Here is a 20,691-nt window from a genome sequence, read left to right as displayed (position 1 = left end):
TAGATAAGGTAAGGAGTATTTATGCCGAAAAATAATAGTTCACAGATTTCTATTTTTATTGACAAATATGTTAAGTTTAAGATTTCAAATGAGAATTACAGTATAGATTACAAGGATGAAGAGATAACATTCTCTGAACTTGAAAGTATAATTGAATCTAATCTAAAGTACTGGGAAGAAAAAAGTTTAGAATCAGAAATGTGTATAGAAATACGCAATATTTGGAATGTATGGCATGAAAGTATAAAAGATCTTAAAAATTATTTGGAAGAGGAAGATGAACTTACAAAGGAAAAACTTTATACTTTTATATACAATAATATTACAAGTAGCTATAAGTTACTATCAGAAGAGTTAAGGTTATATACATTGAATATAGATAGTCCTACAGATAAAGATAGTGGAATAGCTATGATTCGAATGTTTATTGATTATTATCTAAATAGTTGGGCAGAAGACGACTTATCTGATGCAATTTTAAATTATGTATCTATAGAAAAAGATAAGAGTCAACTGGGGAGTTATTTGAATAGTAGGTATAATTATAACTTTATTCCAGCATTATTTGTCTTGAATAAAGAGATAAGAAAAGAAGACTTACCTTTTAAAGATTTCCAAAAAGAGGTTGTGAAACCAGTAAGTGAAAAAGTAGAGAAAATAGATTCACAAATTAATGACAAATTTAAAGAAACAACTAATCTTATTGAAGAAAAAGATAAAGATATTATTAATTTATTCGATGAACATAAAAATGAAATAGATGAATTTAAGACAAAAATTAATGAGTGGAGAGATGATAAAGAAAAACAAATAGAGACATTAGAAGAGACTTACAAAAGTAAATTGCAGTTAGAGGCTCCTGAAACGTTATGGGAGAGTAGAGCAGCAAAATATAGGATAAAATCAAGATGGTGGATGGGTGGCTTATTGTTTTTTATAATAGGGTTGTTAGTATCGAGTGGTTATTTTGTTATCAGTATTCACGATTATTTGCAAGGAACAGTAAAGGAAATACCATTTATTTCAAAATCTTTTATCTATGTTGCATTAATATCCTTCTTAATATATATTATAAGAATTATTATTAAAATTATAGTTTCAAGTCAACATATGTCTATGGAATATGAACAAAAGGCAGCTTTAACAAGATTTTATCAAGCATTAATTCAAGATGGAAAAGAAGTAGATAAGGAAGAAAAATTAATAATTTTTAATGCTTTATTTAGAAAAACAGATACAGGATTAATTAAGAGTGACAACTCTAATGATGCTGATGCATTATTAAGCCAATTTTCTAAATTAGGGAAGTAGTTGAAGTTATATTTATAAGTAATAGACCTCAAAAATCACTTGAATCTTGAGGTCTGTTGTTTTTCTAAAGTTATTGAATTCTGAAAATAAGATGTTGTATATATTATCTAACAAAACTTTTGATTTATATTTAGATTTATGTTAGAATAAAATTATCAAAGAGAGAGCCGTTTTAAAGACGGTGACTCTAATTAAGTGTTATTAAAAAATAATCATCTTAACCTGTCAAAGTATATAAAAGATGGTTATTTTTTATTGTCTTTTTTTAATGCTGAGATGCATACACCAACTATTGTAACAATCAAAAGGTTAATTCCAATAATCGTTTGTATGATTTCATATGCAGACAACTTGCTACTCCTTTCGTCCAGATTTTGTTACTTATGAGCATAAGCACCATCTCCTTCCATAGAAAAGTAGCCACCATCTTTATCGGGAGTATTATACCCCCTAACTTCTCTCTCCATCTTTGATTATAGCAGAAGACAGACTAGGTTTCAAAGAAAATAAGGTGATTTTAAAGTATTATTTTAAGACTATTTCTAAGCAATCTTTTCGTATTTTGATATTCTATTCTTCCGCAAAAATCTGTGTAGCTTTTACTGCACGTTTCCAACCTTTGTAAAGTTTTTCGCGTTCTTCTTTTTCCATCGTAGGAACAAATAGTTTTCCTGCAGTGTTTAGATTCTTAAGCTCATCTAAGCTTTCCCAATATCCAGTGGCTAGTCCTGCTAGGAATGCCGCCCCCAAAGCCGTAGTTTCTAAGTTTTCAGCTCGTGCAACTTTAACACCTAGGATGTTAGCTTGGAATTCTAATAGATAATCATTGTTTGCAGCACCTCCATCAACTTTAAGAAGGGGGATTTCTACCTTAGCATCGATTTTCATAGTATCGATTATATCACGTACTTGGTAGGCAATTGACTGCAATGTAGCCTTCACTAGATCTTCTTTAGTAGTAGCACGTGTTAAGCCGAAGATAGTTCCACGAGCATCTGGATTCCAATATGGAGCACCTAATCCTGTAAAGGCAGGTACTAGATATACTTCGTTATTATTTTTAGAGTTGTAAGCTAACACTTGTGTTTCAGATGACTTTTTAATTAGACGTAATCCATCTCTTAACCATTGAACTGCACTGCCGGCGATGAAGATTGAACCCTCTAGAGCATAATAAACTTTTCCATTAATTCCAAAACTTATAGTAGTTAATAGATTATTTTTTGAAAGTTCCATAGTTTCACCTGTATTCATTATGATGAACGAACCTGTGCCGTATGTGTTTTTTATCATTCCTTTATCGAAGGCAAGTTGCCCGAAAAGTGCTGCTTGTTGGTCACCTGCTAGTCCGCTTATTGTAACTTCGCCCCCGTAGAAATGATAATCTATAGTTTTTCCGTATACTTCTGAGTTGGATTTAACGTCTGGTAATAAGGATTTTGGTATATTTAGAATTTCTAAAATTTCTTTATCCCAAGTTAAGTCTTTAATATTAAATAGCATTGTTCTAGCTGCATTTGTGTAGTCTGTAACGTGAGTTTTTCCACCTGTAAGTTTCCAAATTAGCCATGTATCGATAGTTCCAAATAGTAATTCTCCATTTTCGGCACGTTGTTGTGCACCAGGTACATTATCTAATATCCAACGTATTTTAGTCGCAGAGAAATAGGCATCGACGACTAAACCAGTTTTCTGATGAATCATATCTTTATAACCATCGTTTACTAATTTATTAGCTATATCAGCACTTTGTCTACTTTGCCAAACTATTGCATTATAAATAGGTAGTCCAGTCTTTTTGTCCCAAATGACAGTAGTTTCGCGTTGGTTTGTAATTCCAATGCTATCTATTTGATTTGGTTTTATACCACTTTCGATAAATGCTTCTGCAATAACCGATTGTACTGAATTCCAAATTGTATTAGCATCATGTTCAACCCAACCTGATTGAGGGAAAATCTGAGGGAATTCTTTTTGGCTACTTGTTATTATTTCTGCTTTTTTATTGAATATTATAGCTCTAGAACTAGTAGTGCCTTGATCTATTGCCATTACATATTTTTTCATACTTCACCTCGAATAATTATTTCATTTATATTATACCATACAATAAAATCGGGGTTGACTCGACAAAATCTTGTTACTCTACAATCACGATTTTTGAGTCGCTCCCGATTTTAAGTGCTTTAAAGACATACTTTATCCTACAATTCTTACTAGACTTGGAGAGTGTTGTACTAAGTCTAGTTTTTCAATTATAGTTATTGTACAAAAAATTATTGTCATAATAAGTATTATTAATAATACTATTATAATTTTTAATCTATCTTCGTTACTCATATAATGACCTCCCTCTTAAAAATTCCCGAAATTAAATCTTTATATTTTAAATCCCCATAATCAATTTCATAATTTTTTAAATCATTTTTCTTTATATTATTAATTATAAATTTTTTTTATAGCAAAACTATCTTATAATAATGTTAAATGTATAGTAAAATATATACTATATCTTACTTATATTATAGCATTTATAGAAAACGCTGTCAAAACAATATAGAGAGAGAACTGTATTTATTTATGTTGTAATTTTCATTAGTAGTATTTAGTTCTAGTCAGTTCTACTACACTAATAAAATAACAGTACATAATATAGATTTCTTTGGAATCTAGCGTAGTTATGTATGTAGCGTATTATTAGCGTTTTTCATGTTTTTCTTATAAAATATATAGAGGAAGTTTTAAAAAATTTATTGTAAATATAGGAGAAAATTAAATGAATACATTACACCAATCTTTAACAGTATTATTAGCAAAATTAGAAGAGAAAGACGTACTAAAAAAAGAAAATATTAATACAGAAGACCTTAAAGCTGAGGAACTTGCAAAACACATTCGTGATCGTTTTGCTAAAGAGCACGCAGACTTAGAAATCCGCAGACTTTTAGAAACAGTTCACTACGCTAACACTTATGAAGACAAAGTGCTTAAAGAAACAGCGTTTTTAGTAGATGAAATCAGTGAATATATGTTTAAACTAGAAATCGCTAACCGTGATTTCGTAGTAGGTTACTTTAATACATTAATTATTGATCCAGCTGTAGAAGCAACAGAGTACAACTTTGTATTAATGGAAGTTGAAAGTTTAATAGAAAATAGTTTCTTAGAATTACCTGAAGAAGAGGAATAATGATGAAAATCTTAATACCAACAGCCAAAGAATTAAACAAGAAGGCTATTCCTCATAAAAAGATAAGTCTGAGCGACAAAAGTACTGAAATAGTAAGTGAAATAGCTAAATTAAGTGTGGAAGACTTGGCGAAGGTCTACAAAATCAAAGATGAGAAGGCTGTGGAAGAATTTTCTCGTTGGGAAAAAATAAATAACAAAACAGCAAAAAGTTTTGAGGCATTGGAGCTATTTAATGGTCTAATGTATAGAAATATAGATCGTGCTGGTTTTGATGAGACTGATAAGAAATATATAAAAGAAAATGTTTTTATTACAACATCTTTATATGGTGTAATAGGTGCTTATGATTTAATTCAAGAGCATAGATTAGACTTTTTACAAAATATCAAAATATCAAGTCAGTCATTGAAAAACTTCTGGCGTGAAGATTATGATAAGAGTATCAAGGGTGAAAAATTAGTCGTGTCATTACTTTCTAGTGAATTTGAAGAAGTATTTTCAAAAAAACAGAGGGATGGATTTATTAGACTTAGCTTTATGGAAGAAAAAGAAGGGGTGCTAAAAGTGCACTCTACAATATCGAAAAAAGCTAGAGGTAAGTTTTTAACTGAGCTTGTAAAAAATAAAGTTTCTTCGGTAGATGAAATGAAACAGATCAAATTTGATGGTTTCGAATATAACGAAGAGAATTCAGATGAAAAGACATTAGCTTTTATAGCGAAAAGATAAAAAAATAGGGAAGGTTAAATATAAAAGGAAAATAAGAAAAAGGACAGACGAAGATGAAATTAGAAACTAAAACCAGTAAGTTATATTACGGATTTCCTGTAATATTAATTGGCTATAAGGATAAAAAATGGAAGTACAATGTGACAGCTTGTAGCTCATCGTATTCATTAGGAGATATGATTACAGTTGGTCTCACAACAGATAGTAACGCTGTAGATAATATTAAAGAATATGGTGAGTTTACTGTTAACGTACCTTGTCAACAAATACTTAGTAAGGTGGAGATTGCTGGATTCCATTCAGGTCAGAATAAAATTGGCATGGCTGATATGACATATGATCCGGCAAAATATATCGATGCTCCGGTTATGGATGAATGTATATTATCGCTTGAGTGTAAAGTTGAAAGTACTTCTGAATATGGAAAATACACGAATTTTGTAGCATCTATAAAACGAAGAGTTGTTTGTGAAAATCTTCTAGATGAAGAAGGAAATATGAAATATATTCAATTCAATCCAATTTATTTTATGGGTGATGACAATAAGAGAGTATATCGTTACTTCAATGAAGCGAGCAAAAACCATGGAGAAAACATGGGTTGTTCATCAGATGAGGATGAGTATAATCCACTTTGCGGATAATATCTTATAGGTAATATAAAATAACGAAGAAAGGAGGATATTAGTATGTATTACAATATGCAAGTACATAGTGCATATGACTTATTGAATAGTACAATTAAGTATGAGAGTCTGTTTTCAAAATTAGCTAAAGATAATCAGAAATCAGTAGTTATCGTAGATCCGAATATGTACGGTGCTATTAAAGCTTATAAAGCTTCTAAAAAGGTAGGAATAAATTTAATTCAAGGTTTAGAAGTTAACTTAGGCTATGGAATAGGGCTTTTAAAATTTAATTTACTGTGTAAAACGGAGAAGATGTTTTATAAATTATTAGAAATTTCGACGAAGTTTATGAATGGAGAAGAGTGGACTGTAGAAGATTTTGCTAATGATATGATTGATTACAGAGAAGACTTTGTCTTGACTGTTGTAGATGAACTTAGGGATAGTATGGAATTCTCCTATTTAAAAAATTTACTAAGTAAGTATGATTTTTATTTTGGTTTTAATGAGAGTTTCCAGGTAGGTCTTTATAGTGATTATGATAATATTGTTTATACTAAACCAAGTTTCTACCTAAATAAAGAGCACTATCAGCAAGTTATTGTTAGTCGTGCTATTCGCGATAACAAAAAGCTTAATATACAGGGACTTACGACTATCTCAGGAGATGACTTTGTCAGAGAAAAAAAGGATTTTGAAGAAATCTTAGCTCTAGGGGATGAAGAGTTATATGCTATTTTCGAAAAATCATTTGCTAATCAAAAATTAATAATAGATAGCTGTGAATATGAATTGAATTTTTCGGGATATCATTTGCCTAAGTATATCTACGGAGAAAAAGAAGAGATATTCGAAAAGTTGTCTTCTAAAGAGTACTTGCATTACTTAGTTCAAAAAGGTGTTAAGGAAAAGTTAATAGGTAAAGATTTATATCAGTATCAAAAGCGATATAGTTATGAACTTAAGATTATCGATGAGATGGGCTTCAACGACTATTTCTTAATTGTTTATGATTTTGTAAAGTATGCCAAAGATAATGGTATATTAGTAGGTGCAGGACGTGGTAGTGCTGCTGGGAGTTTAGTATGTTATTTACTAGATATAACAGAAGCGGATCCATTGGAATACAATCTTCTGTTTGAAAGATTTTTAAACAAAGAGCGTATTTCTATGCCTGATATAGATATAGACTTCCAAGACACCAGACGTGATGAAGTCATAAAATATGTGGAAGAAAAATATGGTTCTGATAAGGTAGCGCAGATTATTACTTTTACAACATTTCAATCGAAAAGTGCAGCTAGAGAATCGGCGAGAATATTGCAGTTTGACGAACAAACTCTGAAGTTTATTAGTAGTAATATTAGCTCTACAAGAACATTAAAAGAATGTTATGAAATATCAGAAGAATTAAGAACGTTTATTAATACAAGTAATATTAATAAGCGTTGGTTTAGTATAGCGCTAAGTTTAGAGCATTTACCGAAAAATCCATCGGTACACGCAGCCGGTATAGTAATAAGTGATGACAAACCATTGGTTAACTATACACCTTTAGCTGAATCGAATATGACGAAGTACTTAACTCAGTGGACGATGGATGATGTAGAGAGTGTTGGTTTATTAAAAATAGATTTCTTAGGTATTAGATATCTGACTATGGTATCGAGTATTGTCGAAGAAATTAGAAAAGAGAATCCGGCATTTGATATAACAAAGATAAATTATCAAGATCCTAAGGTCTATGAATTATTTGCAAAAGGTAAGACAGAAGGTATCTTCCAGTTTGAATCAAGTGGAATGAAGGAGAAATTGAATCTACTAAAACCTACTGAATTTAATGATATTGTCGCTATGAATGCTCTTTATAGACCGGGACCAATGGCTCAAATAGAAGTCTATGTACGTAGGAAAAATAAAGAAGAGCAAGTGATATATCCACATCCGCATTTAGAGAAAATATTAAAGGATACTTATGGGGTAATTGTTTATCAAGAACAGATTATGTTGATTGCGGTGAACTTCGCCCATATGAGCCTCAATGAAGCGGATAATATGAGAAGGGCGGTAAGTAAGAAGAAAAAAGAAGACCTAGAGTATTATGGACGAATCTTCGTAGAGAAAAGTGTTGCAGCTGGCTACGATATAAAAGTCGCCGAGAAACTTTTTGATCTTATTGTTACCTTTGCGAATTATGGTTTTAATAAGAGTCACGCGGTAGTATACAGTATGCTAGCTTACCGTTTAGCATATTTAAAAGTCTACTATACTAAGCATTTTATGACAGCTTTATTAAATAACGTAATAAGCAGTGAGAAGAAAATAAATGAATACAAGCAAGAGCTTATGAATCTAGGTATTAATTTAGTAAAACCTGATGTTAATAGAAGTTTAGCTAATTTTAGAGTTTTTAAAAATGATATTGTTTTTGCATTGACTGCGATAAAAAATGTTGGTTATAGAAGTGGTTATGAAATAGTTCAAGACAGAATTAATTTTGGACCTTATCTAGACATAGATGATTTCTTGAAACGTATGAATAAGAAGGTTGATTATCAAGCTGCAGTTTCACTGGTTAAGGCTGGCGCGTTAGATACTTTTGGTTATAACCGAGCTACTTTGATGAAAAAGGTAAATGATTATTATTCAGATAACAGGCAGTTTATAAATAATGTACGTGTTGCGTTGTCTGCAGAAAGTGGTCTAACATTAAAGGTAGAAGAGATAGAAGACTATTCAATCACAGAAAAAATCCAAATGGAAAAAGAAGTCACAGGGACATACTTCTTAAAACATCCAGTCCAAGTAGAAAAAGAGAAGTATTCTTATTTACCACTACAATACATTGGTGGTGAAGTTAGCGATAGTTATGTAGAAATCATAACGAGAAAAGAGATACGAACTAAAAATGGCGATTATATGGCATTTTTAACAGTTAACGATGGAAAAAATGATTATGATGTTACTGTTTTTCCAAGTGTATTCAAGTATGCTAATGTATTTATAAAAGCAGGAAGTTTCGCTGTTATGACTTTGAAAAAACAACTTCGTAATGGTAGAGAACAGTACATTTTAGAAAAAATTGCTAGTTTAAGAAATTATAGAGAATACTGCCTAACTAATATAAAAACTATCTATACAATTATTGATAAAGAAATATTAGAGCTTTTAAGTGAATATAAGGTTGATGCTGGAAGAGTTAAGGTGATAGCCTTGCTTGATAATGATTCTACAAAAGGAAAAACGATTACAATAAATAACGAACATGAGTTTGTTCAGAAATTTTTGGAAAAATTCCCTGGAAAACGCATCAAAATCACATATAAGTAAAAAAACAAAAATAATCGAACAAAAATAAAACAAAATTCTGTTTTTACTAGAAAAAATTTCAAAAATATGATATTGTTGATAGGTAAATTTAAAAATAATTAATAAAATTATGAGGAAGGTAAGACTACATGAAAAAAATCGCAGTTTTAACAAGTGGTGGGGATGCACCAGGAATGAACGCAGCTGTGCGTGCCGTTGTAAGAACAGCAATCTATAATGGATTAGAAGTTTATGGAGTATATCAAGGATATAAAGGATTAGTTGAAAACAACATTAAAAAACTTGAAGTAGGAGATGTTGGTAACATCATTAACCGTGGTGGTACGATGCTTTATTCAGCACGTCTACCAGAATTTGCTAACCCAGAAGTTAGAAAAGGTGCTATTAAAAACTTAGAAGCTTTAGGAATTGATGGATTAGTAGTAATCGGTGGAGACGGTTCTTACCGTGGAGCTATGGCTTTAAGTAATGAAATGAACATTAAAACTATAGGTGTACCAGGAACAATCGATAACGATATCTGCTGTACTGACTTCACAATTGGGTTTGATACTGCACTTAACACTATCGTAGACGCAATTGATAAAGTTCGTGATACTGCATCAAGTCACGAGCGTGCATTTATTATTGAAGTTATGGGACGTAACGCAGGAGACTTAGCATTATTTGCTGGTATCGCTGGAGGAAGTGAAAGTCTTCTAATCCCTGAAAAAAAAGAAGATATAGATGAAGTAGTTGCTCGTATTAAAGCAGGGGAAGATCGTGGTAAAAAACACTCAATCATCGTTTTAGCAGAAGGTGTTATGAGTGGTCAAGACTTAGCTAAAGAATTAAAAGAACGTACTGGTGAAGAAGTAAGAGCTACTATCTTAGGGCACATTCAACGTGGTGGAACTCCATCGGCTCAAGATAGAGTACTAGCTTCAAGACTAGGTAACTACGCTGTTCAATTATTATTAGCTGGTGAATCAGGGCGTGCTGTAGGTATCCAAAATAATAAACTTGTAAGTACTAAATTTGAAGATGTATTTGGTGATGTTCACAATGTCGACTTATCTATCTATGATGTGTCTAAACAACTTTCAATCTAATTGTTAATTATGAAAATGTTTTCTTTCTTAAAATCAACTATTTTTTAGGGAAATGTTTGAAAATAAATTGAAAATAAGTTAAAATAATAAAAGATTAAAATTTAAGAGGTATATTATGATACAGAAAAAAACAAAAATTATTTGTACTATTGGACCTAAGTCTGAAGCTAAAGAAACATTAACACAAATGGTAGAGTTAGGGATGAACGTTTGTCGTCTTAACTTCTCACACGGTGACTACTCAGAGCACGGTGCAAGAATTCAAACAATCAAAGAAGTTAGAGAAGCAACAGGAACTAACTTAGCTATCCTTTTAGATACTAAAGGTCCTGAAATCAGAACTCACAACATGGAAAATGATGCAATCATGTTAGAAACTGGAAAAGATGTTATCGTTTCTATGACAGAAGTTCTTGGAACAACAGAAAAATTCTCAATCACTTATGGTGAATTAGTACATGACGTTAAAGCTGGAGATACAATCTTACTTGACGACGGATTAATCGGATTAACAGTAAACAAAGTTGATGCTGAAGGTGGATTAATCTACACTACTATTCAAAATGGTGGAGTACTTAAAAACAAAAAAGGAGTTAACGTACCAGGTGTATCTACAAAATTACCAGGTATCACTCCAAAAGATGAAGAGGATATTCGTTTCGGATGTAAACAAGATATTGACTTCGTTGCTGCTTCATTCGTTCGTACAAAAGAAAACGTACTAGAAGTTAGACGTATCCTTAAAGAAGAAGGATGTGAACACGTTCAAATCATCCCTAAAATCGAATGTCAAGAAGCTATCGATAACATTGATGAAATCATCGCAGTATCTGATGGTATTATGATCGCTCGTGGAGACCTTGGTGTTGAAGTGCCAGCAGAAGAAGTACCAATTATGCAAAAAGATATCATTGCTAAATGTAATGAAGCTGGTAAATTTGTAATCACAGCTACTCAAATGTTAGACTCAATGCAAAAAAACCCACGTCCAACACGTGCCGAAGTATCTGACGTAGCTAATGCAATTTACGACGGAACTGATGCAATCATGTTATCAGGAGAATCAGCAGCGGGTTCTTACCCAATCGAATCAGTTCGTACAATGGCTACAATCGCTAAACGTACTGAAGAAATGCAAGATTACTCTCGTATCTTAAAAGAACGTTCTAAAAAAGTTGTAACTAAAGATATTACAAACGCAATTGGAGTATCTGTAGGATACACAGCTCTAAACTTAGACTTACACACAATCGTAACTTATACTGAATTAGGGAAAACAGCTAGATTAATTTCTAAATACCGTCCAAATGCGTCTATTTTAGCTGTGACTCCAAGTGCAAAAGTTGCTCGTGGATTAAGCTTAGTATGGGGAGTTGATGCTCAAATCTCTGAACAAGCTAAATCTACAGACGAAATGTTACTAACTGCTGCAAGAATCGCTAAATCTTCAGGATATGCTAAAGTAGGAGATGCTATCGTAATCACTGGTGGTATCAACACTTCAGTAAGTAACGCTGGAACAACAAACTTCTTAAAAGTTTCTGTAATCGACTAATATAAAAATTAAAGAAGAAGTAGGAGGTAATCCTATTTCTTCTTTTTTGTATTATTTAGAAAATGATTAGTAGAATGTTGAGGATCATAAAAACAAAAAGTGGCCCGTAATGGACCGCTTTTCGTTATATGAACACAAAATAAAAATTTAGGGTAAATTGTTATTTTGTAGTATTAATCGGAATGGCTTCCGATATTAAATTAAAAGTTTATTGTTAAATAAATTTAACAACCGAAAGGAAATATATGACTATAGTATTATAGTCGTTAAAATGGAAGTTGAAAGAGTCTTCCACAGTTTTAAGAACAATCAAATAGATTGCATGAGATATATAGATATATCTCCTTACCTATTAACTCATGTAACAATACCATATATTATTTGGGAAAATAGTCAACTCTTGAAATATTGGCTAATTTATTTAATTTGAATTATTCTCACAATATAGATATTTCAGTAATAATTAATATCAAATGCAACAAATAGTATAATTGAAAAGAAATAAAATAATATTAATTATACCAAAATATTTTAATGATAAAATTATCTTACTAACTGTTTACAATTTTATTTTAGCAAATTATAGCTATTTGTCAAATATAAGGGGACGTATTAACCTTAAATAGAAGAAATATTATCTCATAATTATTTTTGTATATACAATTAGAAAAGTTGAGATTTAAAGGATAAGTAAAAATATTTAGAATATGCAAACTTACAGATAATGGCATTTATAAAATATAAGATTATAAAAAAACTATTGATAACTTTCTAAAGTAAGTCTCAGGAAGGAATCATAGTGAAAGTTAATTTTTTAAAAAGGCAGATAATAATTAGAAGAACTATTTAGAAATTTTTCTAAATAGTTCTTGACTTTAATATAAGGTAGAGTTATAATCTATTTAGAAAGATATCTAAATAGAACTGTAGTTCGCGATATGCAATAAAAAGAGGTGATATAAATGGGATGAGTGAAACTTTAAAAGCAATATCTGATCCAGTAAGAAGAAATATACTAGAAATGTTGAAAGAAGAGAAGAAAAGTGCTGGAGAACTAGCTTCGGAATTTCATTTAACAGGAGCTACTGTCTCTTATCATTTAACTCAGTTGAAAAAAGCGGGTTTGATATTAGAAACTAGGCATAAAAATTTTATATATTATGAGTTGAATGCCAGTGTATTCGAAGAAGTACTGGTATGGATTTATGGTTTGGGAGGAAAAGACGATGAGAGTAGATAAAAAGAGTTTGTTTTTAGGAGTTGCTATATGCTTATTACCGATATTAATAGGGATGTACTACTATAATGTGTTGCCTGAACAAATAGCTGTACATTTCAATGCTAAAGGAGAGTCTGATAATTTTGTGAGTAAAACTCGTGCGATTGTCGAACTTCCTATATTCTTTGCTATAGTTCAGGTTATAATTTCATTAGTTGTAGACTTTGATAAAACTCCTAAAAAGGGTGCGTTAATTATTAAGGGAATTGTACCTTTGATAAGTGTTCTAGTTCAAGGTGGATTAATAGCATATGCTTTAGATAATAATTTTAATGTTACACAATTAACAGCGTTTGTTATAGGTATAGTGTTTATTATTCTTGGTAACTATCTGCCTAAAAAAGAATTTTGGGGGAAATACAATTTTAATCTTTTTGGTTTAGAAAAAGGTGTCAATGAGCAAAAAGTGATTAGAGCCTATGCATTGCTTATGACCTTTAGTGGAGTTGCTATATTTATTAGTGGATTCTTTAGTTCAACAGTAGCGTTAGTTTTAATAGTTATTTCGGCAATTGCCTCTACGGTTTTACCTTTTTACTTGGTTAAAAAATATAAAGCTTAGTAATTTATTATAATAAGTAGCATACATGTATTGCCAGAAGAGAGTATTCTTTTAATGGGAATATATTGTATGCTATAATTACATACAAGAGAAGTTTTATGTAGTGAGAAGTTTAAGTTTGTCTAATAATAAATTAGGAGGGCATAGAGTGTTAGAACTTAAAAATATAGTTAAGAAGTATAATACTGGTGGTAGTCAAGTAGCAGTACTAAAGTCTGTAAATATTCATTTTAGAGAAAATGAGTTTGTATCGATTTTAGGTGCGAGTGGAAGTGGAAAAACGACGCTATTAAACATTATAGGTGGTTTAGATAAATATACATCTGGTGATATGGCTCTTATGGGGCGTTCTACTAAAGAGTTTAAAGATAGAGATTGGGATAGTTATAGAAATGGGACTATAGGCTTTGTCTTTCAAAGCTATAATTTAATAGCTCACTTAAGTGTTATTGAAAATGTAAAATTAGCTTTGTCTATCTCGGGGCATTCTAATTCAGAAAACCATGAAAAGGCCAAGAAAGTATTAGAAGATGTTGGATTAGCGGAGCATCTGTATAAAAAACCTAATCAACTTTCTGGAGGACAGATGCAGAGGGTGGCGATTGCTCGTGCATTAGTAACTGATCCAAAGATTATTCTTGCTGATGAGCCTACAGGAGCTTTAGATAGTAAGACTAGTGTTCAGATTATGGAACTTATAAAAGAGATAAGTAAGACGAAGTTGGTTATAATGGTAACGCATAATCCAGAAATAGCGAAAAAATATAGTGATAGAATAGTAAGGGTTAAAGATGGAGAGATTCAAGAAGATACAAATCCGTATGTGACTAACGATATTACTGACAATGGATTTTCTTTGAAGAAAACTGCAATGGCATTTAGTAGTGCAATTAAATCTAGTTTTAAGAACCTTCTTACGAAGAAATTTCGTACGTTTATGACGGTTGCCGCTAGCAGTATAGGGATTATTAGTATAGGTCTAGTATTATCTATTTCATCGGGAATGGATAAATATATTCAAACGATGCAAAACGAAAATTTATCATCGATGCCGATTATGATTAGTGCAAATCAGGTAAATTTCGGACTTAGTGTTGATGATGACAATTCAGAAAAAGACTCTAATGGCTCAGAATTAGTACCGAAGTCTAGTCGTGATGTACATAGAAACTTGTATTCGGTGGATGCATTAGGGAATGGAGAAACATTTATAAACTATATTCAAAATAATGCGAAGGATTATTATTCTGCGATTGAATTTACTCAAGGATATACAATACAGGCATTAACTAAAAATGCAAAAGGTGATGTAATTGCTGTAAAACAAGATCAAGATGCATTAGGTGATAGTATTTTTGGGGTATTGCCAGAAGATAAGAATATGATTATGAATCAATATGAAGTGGTAAAATCATCTAAAGATAATTTTGAATATCCTAGTGATAATGAAGTTGTATTATTTACTGCGAAAAATAACGAAATCGATAAAGCTACGTTGAAAGCATTAGGTTTTGATGAAAATTCAAAAGTTAAGTATGAAGATATTATTGGAAAAGAATTTAGCGTTATAGATAATAATAACTATTATAGAAAAATTGGTGATGGTTTTGTTCCACGTGATGTTGATACTAAGATGTATGATGTAGGAACTAAGGTTAAAGTAGTGGCTATATTAAAAGCTAAAGATAGTTTCACTAGACCTCAGATGACAATCGGATATACAAAATCATTGCAAAATAAGATGCTGGAAAAAGAGGCTAAATCTGATATTGTAGTTGCACAAGAAAAGGATAAAACTGTAAATGTGGCGACGCGTCAGAAGATTGATGCGGATATGGCAGATCAGATTCTTGCGACAATAGGTGGAAAATCTACACCAAGCGCAATTATGCTTTATCCAAAATCTTTCAATGATCGTGATAAAATAGCTGAGGTTATTAATAATTTCAATAAGAAAGTGGCTGAGAAATATGGTTCAGACAGCTCAGATTATCATAAATATAGTATCACATATGCGGATATGGCGAAGCAGATGACAACAATTATGTCACAGATGATTAATACAATTTCGTTAATCTTATCGGCATTTGCGGGAATTTCATTAATTGTATCATCTATTATGATAGGTATACTAACGTATGTATCTGTAGTGGAAAGAACGAAAGAAATAGGTATTCTCCGTGCAATCGGTGCTCGAAAAAAAGATATTACAAGAATCTTTATCGCGGAAGCAGGATTAATCGGATTTATTTCCGGTGCTGTAGGTGTAGTGGTGACTATGCTTCTATCTATTCCTATTAGTAGAGCTGTTGCTAAGGGATTAGAAGTGGAGAGTTTTACAGCATCATTAAACGCTAAAGCCTCAATAGGATTAATAGCTCTTAGTTTAGTACTAACACTTATAGCTAGTATCATTCCATCGAGAATAGCTGCGAAGAAAGACCCAGTAGAAGCGCTAAGAACTGAATAATAAATAATATGAGGAATAGTAGATCGTGTTATAATCGAGAGGTTACTAAAAATGTAACATTCGGAGATTAAATCGGATCTAATATTCCTCGTTTTTTATATTTATTGCGAGTTGAACAGAAGAGAAAACTGTAGTTGTAATTGACACGTATCTAGGCTTACAATATAATTTATACTATACATATATTAGGTTAGGAGGTTTTTATGGTAATAGGTTTGTTTATAGTTTTTGCAGTATTTCTGTTACTATTTTTATTTGTTTTGTATTTAGATAGAAGAAATTTATTTCTAGGAATATTTTTTATAGCGACAGGTTTGAGTTTTATTTTTTATGTAATGGCATTTATCACTAATAATGCAGCAGGTAATAAGTTTATTTATACTTTGGGTGTAGTATTACTTGTTATAGCGGTGGTAATATTCACTTTACTGCCAATTGTAGTAGTAATTATGTTTTTATACAATTCATTTATGCTTATTAGAAGAGAAGGATTAAGGGTTGGGAACCTATTGAGTCTAGCTACGTTTTTCTTTCTAGTAGGTTATTTTATATATTGGCCACGCGTTGCTGACTATACTTATGGTAATCTAATATTGAGTGCACTTTATTCTTATGTTGGATTAGTAGTATTGTATTTCTTGTGTATAGCAATGTCTTACTTAGTATCTAGTGTTCTAAATATCATTAATATTCTACCGAGAAGGATTGATTATGTGGTAGTCTTGGGTGCAGGATTGATTGGTGAGAGGGTAACACCACTTCTTGCTAGTAGAATAAGAAAAGGGATAAATGTTTATAAAGCTAATCCTGGAAGTAAACTAATCATGTCGGGAGGACAAGGTCCTGATGAAGTAGTATCTGAAGCCTTTGCAATGAAAAACTATGCTTTTGAGCAGGGGGTTGATGAGAATGATATAATCTTAGAAGATAAATCAACTTCTACCGAAGAAAATATTATTTTTTCAAAGAAATTTATTCCTGCTGATAAAAGTTTCGCTGTGGTGACGAATTATTATCATGTATACCGAGCGTTAGTCCAAGCAAGAACTTTAGGTTTTAGATGTATTGGTTATGGAGCACCGACAAAATTCTATTTTACGCTAAATGCCTTCATTAGAGAATTTATTGGATATCTATATTTCAAAAGGAAAATACACGCTATAGTTCTAGGGATGCTGACATTCTTGTTTATAGCCATAATTATATTTTTAAATGTATATTATTGGCTTAATAATCACTAGGGATTAAGAGGATCGACTTAATAAAATTAGTTTTGAAATTAATTTTGTTAAGTCTTTTTCTATCTAATTGTTATATATAATTTTAGAACTTGCTAGCCTATTGATTTCTAAATATGATATAATAAAATGAAAAAAGCATTTGTGGAAGGATGTAGTGGTGTGAAAGATCATTCTTATTATATGGAGATGGCGTTAGAAGAAGCGCGGAGAGCTTACGCTAAAGGGGAAGTTCCGATTGGGGCCGTGCTGGTTATTGGCGATAAGGTCGTTGCGAAGGCTCATAATACTCGAGAAGAAAATCAACAGGCGTTGAACCACGCAGAGATATTAGTTATTAAAGAAAGTTGTGAGAAACAAGGTTTTTGGAGACTTGATAATAGTTATTTATATACTACTGTAGAGCCTTGTGTTATGTGCAGTGGAGCCATTGTTCAAGCTAGAATTGAAAATGTTATTTATGGTGCGAGTGATCCTAAATATGGTTGCTGTGGTAGTTGCATTGATTTAGTGGGTGAGAATAAATTCAATCATCAGGCTAAGATTATCTCTGGGGTGCTTGAAGAAGAGTGCTCTATACTGATGAAGAATTTTTTTAAAGAGTTAAGAGAGCGAAAAAAGAAATAAGGTTTTAATATATTAGAGCTAATACAAAGATCTTAAATTTTTTAAAAGTTTATATAGAAAGTAGTGGTTTACTGATATCTAAATTCGCTTTATGAAGGGTTTTTAGATATCTAATGAACTGTACGCGGTTGACTTGACGAAATCAATTTTTCAGAAATCATGATTTCTGAGCCTCTTCCGTATAAAATAATAAAAAATATTAATATATAAATATAATGACGATAAAAATATTCTAAAGGATTGTGTCGTCATTTTTTGTTTTAAAATAGTGGAATGAAATCGGTAATTAGTTAATAAAAATAAAGTTTTGAAGAAAACTGAAAAAAATGAAATTTTCTAATATTTTAGCCGTTTTTTGCTATCAATATTGAAGGAAATTTGATACAATAAACTTAGAAAGTATAGAGGCGTTTTAATGAAAATAGAGAATGTAATAAAGAAGTTTAATCAAGAAGAAATATACCTTTGTCCAAAGTGTTTATCGGAGTCTTGTATAGGGAATATTAGTTTGGTTTGTAGTAATAATCATCGTTATGATTTTTCTAAAAAAGGTTATATCCATTTAATAAATAATTATAAACCTACAAAATATAGTGAAGAGCTGTTTAAAGCTCGTAGCGAAGTTTTTGGTAATGATTTTTATGCGAATGTTTTAAAAAATATCCAAAATTTAGTAGAAAAGTATGCTGAAGGTATCGTACTGGATATCGGTTGTGGAGAAGGTTATTACATCAAGAAGTTAAAGATGGTATTTCCTGAGAAATATTTTTATGGTCTAGATAACAGTAAGGATGCGATAGAACTAGCTGTTAAAGAGGATAAATTAAATCCATATATGGTTGCTAACTTAGCTAATCTTCCGTTCAAAGATGGCAGTGTTTCGTGTATCTTGAATATATTAACACCGGCGAATTATGAAGAGTTTTTCAGAGTGCTTGGAGATGAAGGATATTTGATTAAGGTTATTCCGAATGCTAATTATCTAAGAGAGATTAGAGAGTTGATTGGTGGTAAGGAATATACGAATAGTGATACTGTAAGTCTAATCGAGGAGAATTGTACTATCGTGGAGAGGATAACGGTAAGCGATACATTTGGATTAACACAGACGCAGGCGGCAAGTTTTCTAAAGATGACACCTTTAACGTTTTCTAAAGTTATCACAGATGCTGATATAGAAAAACTAAAAGAAATTACGATAGATTTGGAGCTTTTAGTTTGTAAAAGGTAATATAAGTTTGATAAAGGGAAAAATTATGAAGGAGGAGATATTATGAACGCAAGTAAATACGATCATGTAGTAGAGGTGAAAAAACATGCAAAGGTACCTTGGTATAAAAGATGTCTTGACTTTTCTTTAGAAGAGGATATGGACTTTATGCAAGGGATGTATGACAGACAGAAAAACTTTTATCTATGTGAGAAGGGTAGTAAGATTTACTTAGTAGACAGTGATAATCATGAAAATGAGATTACGTGGATGGATCTTACGAATTTTATAGAAGTAGAAGTTGATGATTCTGTTTATCGAAAATACAGGTATCTAAAATAAATTGACAATTGAATAAGAGGCGTTAGAAGTAGTTTGTGGGTGTAGTACAGAAAAAAGAGGAGAAACATTATGTACGTGGCATACGATAGTAAAGACGAAGTTTTTAATGCATTGGATAAGGATATAGAAAAGAATAGAGAGTATCACTGTCCAATATGCGGGGGAAAAGTAATTTTCAAAAAAGGAGTAAAGATTCAATCGCATTTTGCTCATGCTAAAAATTGCTCTTGTGAGTTTGAAACTTATAAGAAGGAGAGTAGTGAGCATCTAGAAGCGAAGAAAGATCTTTATGAGCATTTTAGAAAGAAATATCGTAATGTAGAAGTCGAACATATTTTTAAAACAGGGGAAAATAATGATATTCAAATAGCAGATGTGTTTATTAAAGATAACGGCATTGCTTTTGAGTATCAAAGATCAGTTATCCCTTTTGATCTTATTAAAGCTAGAACAAAAGGTTATATGAGGGCTGGCTTGAAGCTGATTTGGTTAATTGATACAAACAAATTTATAAAAGAATTAAAAAGTTACGATGGTATAAGTTATATTAGATATTCGCCGTTTGTGGATAATTTCTTGAATTATTATCAAGGGAAAGTGTTTTTCTATGGTTGGGATAATATAAACAAAAAATTTGAATTCTATCAAATCTGGGCTCATAATCTAAAAAAACGAAATGCTGTTTGTATAAAAACTTCATTAGGTATTGATGAGTTTGATGTACCACTTGATTTGAAACTACTGGACAAAGATTTAACGTCGAAATTATATCCATCGGATGTTGAAAATTATGTCTACGAACAAATTAAGTTCGATAAGACTGTGAAAAATAAAGTTTTAAGCATGTTTTATAATCAACATATAGGGTTGAATAATATTCCTGAAGTAATTGGTGTTAACATGTTAGAACAGGTGCTTATTAGAACACCGCTTGTCTATTGGCAAGGATTAATGTATAGATTTTATAAAGAAGATAAGAGTTATTCTGAGCTTATAAGAATAATGAGTAATATTATAGAATTTAAAGATAGTATTTATATTAATAATATTCAACAAGGGGAGATTTTCTTAAAAGTATTTAAAGCATATTATGCTTTGTTAGTAGAAAATGACAAGTAAGAGGATA

At 31.3% G+C, this 20,691-nt stretch carries 18 protein-coding genes; 15 read left to right on the top strand and 3 right to left on the bottom strand.

The features are described from left to right. The first annotated feature begins 21 nt into the window (after window positions 1–21). Window positions 22–1,311 (top strand): DUF6161 domain-containing protein, encoded by a 1,290-nt coding sequence (locus tag GEMHA0001_RS03125; RefSeq protein WP_003144333.1) that lies wholly within the window; start codon window positions 22–24, stop codon window positions 1,309–1,311. 245 nt (window positions 1,312–1,556) lie between these two features. Here the strand turns inward: GEMHA0001_RS03125 and GEMHA0001_RS09375 are convergent, their stop codons facing one another. The 3 genes from GEMHA0001_RS09375 to GEMHA0001_RS08925 all read right to left on the bottom strand — a co-directional run bounded on the left by GEMHA0001_RS09375 (window position 1,557) and on the right by GEMHA0001_RS08925 (window position 3,651). Further along, window positions 1,557–1,661, bottom strand: a complete 105-nt coding sequence (locus GEMHA0001_RS09375; protein ID WP_271987493.1) for a putative holin-like toxin — start codon at window positions 1,659–1,661, stop codon at window positions 1,557–1,559. A 220-nt stretch (window positions 1,662–1,881) separates the two neighbouring features. After that, a complete protein-coding gene (gene glpK / locus GEMHA0001_RS03120) occupies window positions 1,882–3,378 on the bottom strand; it encodes a glycerol kinase GlpK (protein WP_003144108.1) in 1,497 nt (498 codons plus the stop codon). A gap of 132 nt (window positions 3,379–3,510) precedes the next feature. Further along, on the bottom strand, window positions 3,511–3,651 hold the full coding sequence (locus GEMHA0001_RS08925) for a hypothetical protein (RefSeq protein ID WP_003144104.1): 141 nt from the start codon (window positions 3,649–3,651) through the stop codon (window positions 3,511–3,513). A gap of 436 nt (window positions 3,652–4,087) precedes the next feature. Here GEMHA0001_RS08925 and GEMHA0001_RS03115 point away from each other — a divergent pair, with 436 nt between their 5' ends. From GEMHA0001_RS03115 to GEMHA0001_RS03050, 14 genes are all read left to right on the top strand, one after another. After that, complete coding sequence (locus GEMHA0001_RS03115; RefSeq protein WP_003144338.1) at window positions 4,088–4,501, top strand: hypothetical protein; 414 nt, start codon at window positions 4,088–4,090, stop codon at window positions 4,499–4,501. A 2-nt stretch (window positions 4,502–4,503) separates the two neighbouring features. Further along, window positions 4,504–5,232, top strand: coding sequence for a peroxide stress protein YaaA (gene yaaA, locus GEMHA0001_RS03110; RefSeq protein WP_040464334.1), 729 nt, complete (start codon window positions 4,504–4,506; stop codon window positions 5,230–5,232). A 53-nt stretch (window positions 5,233–5,285) separates the two neighbouring features. After that, window positions 5,286–5,876, top strand: coding sequence for a flavin reductase family protein (locus tag GEMHA0001_RS03105; RefSeq protein WP_003144392.1), 591 nt, complete (start codon window positions 5,286–5,288; stop codon window positions 5,874–5,876). Window positions 5,877–5,921: 45 nt separating this feature from the next. After that, window positions 5,922–9,191, top strand: coding sequence for a DNA polymerase III subunit alpha (locus tag GEMHA0001_RS03100; RefSeq protein WP_003144344.1), 3,270 nt, complete (start codon window positions 5,922–5,924; stop codon window positions 9,189–9,191). A 128-nt stretch (window positions 9,192–9,319) separates the two neighbouring features. After that, window positions 9,320–10,282, top strand: a complete 963-nt coding sequence (gene pfkA / locus GEMHA0001_RS03095; protein WP_003144125.1) for a 6-phosphofructokinase — start codon at window positions 9,320–9,322, stop codon at window positions 10,280–10,282. A 115-nt stretch (window positions 10,283–10,397) separates the two neighbouring features. Beyond that, complete coding sequence (gene pyk, locus GEMHA0001_RS03090) at window positions 10,398–11,837, top strand: pyruvate kinase (RefSeq protein ID WP_003144262.1); 1,440 nt, start codon at window positions 10,398–10,400, stop codon at window positions 11,835–11,837. 967 nt (window positions 11,838–12,804) lie between these two features. Beyond that, window positions 12,805–13,077, top strand: coding sequence for an autorepressor SdpR family transcription factor (locus GEMHA0001_RS03085; RefSeq protein ID WP_003144186.1), 273 nt, complete (start codon window positions 12,805–12,807; stop codon window positions 13,075–13,077). After that, window positions 13,064–13,678 carry a DUF1648 domain-containing protein gene (locus GEMHA0001_RS03080; protein WP_003144078.1) on the top strand — a complete coding sequence of 205 codons (615 nt, stop codon included), beginning with the start codon at window positions 13,064–13,066 and terminating at the stop codon, window positions 13,676–13,678. The genes GEMHA0001_RS03085 and GEMHA0001_RS03080 overlap by 14 nt, the downstream gene beginning before the upstream one ends. A 148-nt stretch (window positions 13,679–13,826) precedes the next feature. After that, on the top strand, window positions 13,827–16,148 hold the full coding sequence (locus GEMHA0001_RS03075; protein WP_003144173.1) for an ABC transporter ATP-binding protein/permease: 2,322 nt from the start codon (window positions 13,827–13,829) through the stop codon (window positions 16,146–16,148). Window positions 16,149–16,351: 203 nt separating this feature from the next. Beyond that, the gene (locus GEMHA0001_RS03070; RefSeq protein ID WP_003144121.1) at window positions 16,352–17,389 is read left to right on the top strand and encodes a YdcF family protein; all 1,038 of its coding nucleotides are present in this window, start codon (window positions 16,352–16,354) and stop codon (window positions 17,387–17,389) included. Window positions 17,390–17,548: 159 nt separating this feature from the next. Continuing rightward, a complete protein-coding gene (tadA, locus tag GEMHA0001_RS03065; protein ID WP_040464345.1) occupies window positions 17,549–18,013 on the top strand; it encodes a tRNA adenosine(34) deaminase TadA in 465 nt (154 codons plus the stop codon). 415 nt (window positions 18,014–18,428) lie between these two features. Further along, window positions 18,429–19,244 (top strand): methyltransferase domain-containing protein, encoded by an 816-nt coding sequence (locus tag GEMHA0001_RS03060; protein WP_003144320.1) that lies wholly within the window; start codon window positions 18,429–18,431, stop codon window positions 19,242–19,244. A 42-nt stretch (window positions 19,245–19,286) separates the two neighbouring features. Next, on the top strand, window positions 19,287–19,565 hold the full coding sequence (locus GEMHA0001_RS03055) for a hypothetical protein (protein WP_003144200.1): 279 nt from the start codon (window positions 19,287–19,289) through the stop codon (window positions 19,563–19,565). 69 nt (window positions 19,566–19,634) lie between these two features. Continuing rightward, entirely contained in the window at window positions 19,635–20,684 is a 1,050-nt protein-coding gene (locus GEMHA0001_RS03050) for a competence protein CoiA (RefSeq protein WP_003144138.1), read from the top strand. Window positions 20,685–20,691: the final 7 nt, after the last annotated feature.

The sequence above is a fragment of the Gemella haemolysans ATCC 10379 genome (assembly GCF_000173915.1).
Classification (GTDB): Bacteria; Bacillota; Bacilli; order Staphylococcales; family Gemellaceae; genus Gemella; species Gemella haemolysans.
Note: the sequence above shows the minus strand (reverse complement) of the source record. Positions and strands in the feature narration are given on the sequence as shown.